Origin of the sequence: Limibacillus sp. (assembly GCA_037379885.1) — a bacterium.
GTDB lineage: Bacteria > Pseudomonadota > Alphaproteobacteria > Kiloniellales > CECT-8803 > JARRJC01.
The window spans coordinates 1-3492 of the sequence record JARRJC010000119.1 but is presented as its reverse complement, the minus strand read 5'-3'; the positions used below and the strand labels follow the sequence as shown (position 1 = coordinate 3492).

General features: G+C 57.4%; 6 protein-coding genes. 4 read left to right on the top strand and 2 right to left on the bottom strand.

What is annotated here, in order from left to right:
• Positions 1–515 (top strand): HupE/UreJ family protein (locus tag P8X75_15175; GenBank protein MEJ1996523.1); only part of this gene is annotated, 515 nt, incomplete at its 5' end.
• Between the two features lie 53 nt (positions 516–568).
• Here the strand turns inward: P8X75_15175 and P8X75_15170 are convergent.
• Both P8X75_15170 and P8X75_15165 read right to left on the bottom strand, forming a co-directional pair.
• Entirely contained in the window at positions 569–1108 is a 540-nt protein-coding gene (locus P8X75_15170) for a substrate binding domain-containing protein (protein ID MEJ1996522.1), read from the bottom strand.
• Positions 1059–1415: a LysR family transcriptional regulator gene (locus P8X75_15165; GenBank protein ID MEJ1996521.1), complete on the bottom strand. Its 357-nt coding sequence runs from the start codon at positions 1413–1415 to the stop codon at positions 1059–1061. The genes P8X75_15170 and P8X75_15165 overlap by 50 nt, the downstream gene beginning before the upstream one ends.
• Positions 1416–1536: 121 nt before the next feature.
• Between P8X75_15165 and P8X75_15160 the strand changes: the two genes are divergently transcribed.
• The 3 genes from P8X75_15160 to P8X75_15150 all read left to right on the top strand — a co-directional run bounded on the left by P8X75_15160 (position 1537) and on the right by P8X75_15150 (position 3345).
• Positions 1537–1902: a cupin domain-containing protein gene (locus tag P8X75_15160; GenBank protein MEJ1996520.1), complete on the top strand. Its 366-nt coding sequence runs from the start codon at positions 1537–1539 to the stop codon at positions 1900–1902.
• A gap of 95 nt (positions 1903–1997) precedes the next feature.
• Positions 1998–2393: a nuclear transport factor 2 family protein gene (locus P8X75_15155; protein MEJ1996519.1), complete on the top strand. Its 396-nt coding sequence runs from the start codon at positions 1998–2000 to the stop codon at positions 2391–2393.
• 139 nt (positions 2394–2532) lie between these two features.
• Complete coding sequence (locus P8X75_15150) at positions 2533–3345, top strand: methyltransferase domain-containing protein (protein ID MEJ1996518.1); 813 nt, start codon at positions 2533–2535, stop codon at positions 3343–3345.
• The last annotated feature ends 147 nt before the right edge of the window (positions 3346–3492 follow it).

The window sequence follows — 3492 nt, the reverse complement described above, 5'->3', positions numbered from 1 at the left end:
TGCTCTTCGTCGTGGCGCTCCTACTCTTGGTGAGTGGCTGGCGTGCTCTGATAGGCACCATCACGGCTTTCACCCTGGCACACTCGATCACACTCACCGGCGCCACGCTTGGTTTTGTCTCAGCGCCCTCTGGCTTGATCGAGGCGCTAATCGCGCTCTCCATCGTCTTCGTCGCAGCTGAAGCCCTCCATAAGATGCGCGGCCAGGAAAGCCTCACCACCCGTCGTCCCTGGCTCATCGCCTTCGCCTTCGGCCTGCTGCATGGCTTCGGCTTTGCAGGCGCTCTCAGCGAGGTGGGGCTTCCGGACGAGGCGATACCGGCGGCGCTGCTCTTTTTCAACGTAGGTGTTGAATTGGGCCAGTTGCTATTTGTCGCCACTTTCGTATTGCTGGCGAAGGCGCTCCAGGCAATCGCATCGCCGTCGCTACGACCGTTGCGCATTGCGAGCAGCTACGTCATCGGATCCCTCGCCGGGTTCTGGACAGTCGAGCGGGTGCTGGCGCTTTGGGTTTAGAAGGAAGGCGCATGTCCGCTCTTAGCCAATAGCGGACATTGGTTCGACGGAAATTATTGGCTCCAGTCGTAGTTATCTCCGAAGCGCCGTGCCAGAAAATCTACCAGAACTTTGACCTTTGGCGGAACGAACCGTCTGTAGGGGTGGACGGCGTAGAGTGGCACGCGCGCTGGACTAGGCGAGATCCCGGGAAGAATCTCGACGATGTCACCTCTCGCCAAAAAGGGGCCGACGAGCCAACCTGGCGATAGGACAATGCCTCTGCCTTCGCAGGCCGCGTTTACGAGGGCATTGCCGCTGTTGGCGGAAAAGCTTCCCGAGGCCCGCACATTGATGGTCGTGCTTCCTGACTTGAACCGCCACACGTTGTATCCGGGAAGCGCCCTGAAGATTAAGCAGTTATGGTCCTCCAAGTCCTCTGGCCGCTCGGGCGCTCCAGCCTCCAGCAGATACTTCTCACTGGCACAAAGGTAGCGTTTCGCTGCCGCGATTTTCCGTGACCTGAGGGTGGAGTCTTCCATCTGTCCGACGCGGATAGCGAGATCAAAACCCTCTCCAACCAAGTCGACGATCCGGGCGCTGAAATCCACCATCCATCCCTTCAGGAACTGTCATTCTGATCAGACCGGAGGGATGGTCCTGTAGTTGCCCGGCGACGGTGCGAGCTTCTTCTAGGTCGAGCAGAATGGCGTGCGTGCGCTTATAGAACGACAGGCCAGCCTCGGTAAGAGTCAGCTTGCGCGTCGTGCGATGGAACATGGCCGAGCCAACCCAGCCTTCCAGCTCATCGATGCGACGGGATACCGATGAGGGGGAAAGACCAGCTTGCCGCCCAGCCTCAGAGAAAGAGCCTGTCTCGACGGCCTTCACGAACAGTGATATTGCGCCCAGTCTGTCCAATGGTGCACTCCCGGAGCTTGTTTATGCATAATATGCAAAAAACAATTTCGCATTGATGATGCAATCGTAAAGATAAAACTGACCTAGACTCCTCCCATCTATGGAGATGGAGGACTTCAATATGTCTGAAGCATTTCACCGCTTTCTGCCGGACGGTGATCCAAAGAACGGGATGGCGCCGTCGCATGCGGTTCCCGCAAACGCCTTCACGACGGAGGATCATGCAGAATTGAGGCACAAGGTCTTTGAAACCGAAGACGGTTCGATCACGTCGGGGGTTTGGGAGTGTGCACCCATTTCGGTGGATATAGACGCCTATTCCAGCAACGAACTGATGACGATCTTGTCGGGAAGCCTCGATCTCACCGATTCCGCTGGAAGAAAAGAGACGTTCGTTGCCGGCGATACGTTCCTTATCCCAAAGGGTGCCAAGGTGAAATTGGAGATCACGGAAACGCTCCGCAAATTCTACATCATCGTCAAGTAGCGACCGAGTCATCCAGGTCGTAAGGCCCGCAGACTCGATCAAAGAAACTGAGAGCTATGCTCTTGATCTCAATTTTGTTGGTTAGGAGACGCTAGATGCCCATCCATGACGAGATGCAGACCTTGATGGACCGCTGGACCAAAGGTTTCGTTGAGGGAGATATCGATACCTGCGTAGATCTCTATACGAAGGACGCAACAATCTTTTCACCTTACAGCTTACCCAAACGAGGCCGCCAAGCGCTTCGCGAACTTTTCAAAGATTGGTACCAGCAAGGGGAAACAAACAAGTGCGTGACCGTCGAGGACGCCGCGGCAGATGGCTCGATGGCCTACTGCTTGGTTTCTTACTCCGGTGATTATCCGCAGGACGATGGAAGCCTCATCACCGAGAGCGGGATATCGCTGAATGTCGCGGCAAAGCAACGGGACGGATCTTGGAAGCTGCGCATGTCCAGCATGAATAGCGATAAACCGCCCTTGGCGTCTTAGATCTGCTTCTGGGCACACTCGGGCATTCTACAACGCCCCCTCGATCGGCGACTTAAAAGCTCAACTCGGCAGCGGCCGGGTCGCGCTTAGGCTATGAGCGTAGCAGCACGGTAGCGTAACACCTCTAGGAGGTTTTCCGATGTCTCACGAATCCGGCTTTCAGTTGAAGCAGGGCGGTCCAGATGTCTACGAGGCCTGCTGGGTTCGGGCTCAGATGGGTCGTTGCGCTGATGAGTTGGTTGCCGCGGCCGACGTCACCTCGGGTGACCTGGTGCTCGATGTCGCCTGCGGTACCGGAGTTGTGGCTCGCAAAGCTGCCTCTCGCTCTGGCGCAGCCACGAATGTGACCGGGACCGACGTCAATCCGCGCATGCTCGAGGCCGCGGCGCGTTTCGCCGCCGAGGCCGGTCTTTCGGAGATTTCTTGGCTCGAATGCGACTCCGCCACCATGCCCTTGCCCGGCGATACCTTCGACGTCGTGCTCTGCCAGCAGGGCCTGCAGTTTATGCCCGACAAGCCCGCCGCGATGGCCGAGATGGCTCGCGTACTGAAACCTGGCGGCCTTCTCGCCCTTAGCGTTTGGAAAACCCGCGCGCCTATAGGCGAGGCGTTCGCGACCGTGCTCGACAGGGAGTTCGGCGCTGGGACTACCGCGCCGTGGGATATGATCTATTCACTCGGCGACCGTGGCCGCTTGCATGAACTGGCGGAGGGTGCCCGGCTCCGAGACAGCCACGTCACCTTAGATGTAAAGTTCGCCCGCCACCCAAACTCGGAGACCTTTATCACCGGGGCCATTGCTGGATCTCCCATCGCAGAAACAATGGCTGAACTGGCGAAAGCCGAGCACGCCCGGTTGATCAAAGAAATCGTCGCCGAACTCGCGGACTATCATGACGACGACGGCCTTGCCTCACCGGCACAGTGTCTGACAATGACGGCACGTAAGTAGAACTTCTACAAGGACGGTAATGAAGTGGCGCTAGCGAGGCTTAAAGAGCACCGAGGCTGTCCAAAGACCAGAAACGATACGATCCGGAGGCAGGGATGCCTGTCCGCTATTTAGCCAATAGCAGACCTCCTGATCTTAAGCCTACGG

Excerpts from the sequence above, each read along its gene's own strand:
- P8X75_15160 (MEJ1996520.1), top strand. The coding sequence starts at position 1,537 with ATGTCTGAAGCATTTCACCGCTTTCTGCCGGACGGTGATCCAAAGAAC.
- P8X75_15150 (MEJ1996518.1), top strand. The coding sequence starts at position 2,533 with ATGTCTCACGAATCCGGCTTTCAGTTGAAGCAGGGCGGTCCAGATGTC.
- P8X75_15155 (MEJ1996519.1), top strand. The coding sequence starts at position 1,998 with ATGCCCATCCATGACGAGATGCAGACCTTGATGGACCGCTGGACCAAA.
- P8X75_15170 (MEJ1996522.1), bottom strand. The coding sequence starts at position 1,108 with ATGGTGGATTTCAGCGCCCGGATCGTCGACTTGGTTGGAGAGGGTTTT.